Annotated in this window: 1 protein-coding gene; it reads right to left on the reverse strand. The window is 46.5% G+C overall.

Features of this window, described 5'->3' with window-relative positions:
• Positions 1-560, reverse strand: a 560-nt coding sequence (locus DXA54_RS28695) for a transposase zinc-binding domain-containing protein (RefSeq protein ID WP_243647706.1), incomplete at its 3' end; no start/stop codon positions are given.
• Between the last annotated feature and the right edge of the window lie 119 nt (positions 561-679).

Consider the following 679-nt stretch of genomic DNA (forward strand, 5'->3'; position numbering starts at 1 on the left):
ATCTTACCGTCGTTATCTATGCCGCCCCATGACATAATCATGTGCGTATGTACATGGAGCTGTTTCGTTTCCCCGTAGGTATGTAGTACGGCAATTACCCCGGTTTTCAAGCCGAACTTGTGCATCATCCAGTCTTTCAGCGTTTCAGCCGAAGTACGCATCAGTATATTCAGCATTTCTTTCCTGTTGCGCTTCACCAAGTCCAGCAGGATATGCGGCAAGGTCATCACCACATGGCGGTGTGGCACCCGCAGCATCTTTTCTTTCATGCGTGCCGCCCATTTCAGCGTGTCACGCCAGCCGCATGACGGGCAAAAACGGTGTTTGCAACTATGGCTGATTTCCCGTACTTCCCCACAATCGGGACAAACGTATGTATCTATCCCCAAAGTGGTTGTGCGACATACACGGATAGCGTTCACCGCCTTGTACTGTTCGGGGGTGATGTACTCCGCCGGGTGCTGTGCGTATTCGTCCCACCACCGATTGAAGAAATCGGACAAGCGGTACTTCTTTTCTTTGCAACCGTCTGTATATATGTCGTTTAGCACTTCTTTCATAGCTCGCACACAAATCCTTTTTTACTCCATTTTAATATCTAATCATTTGATTATTAGTTGTTTATTGTCTTGAACGTTATACTATCAGCCGATTTGGCTGTTATTTTCTTTAAGTATCA

The organism is Bacteroides sp. OF03-11BH, assembly GCF_003604005.1.
Lineage (GTDB): Bacteria > Bacteroidota > Bacteroidia > Bacteroidales > Bacteroidaceae > Bacteroides > Bacteroides ovatus.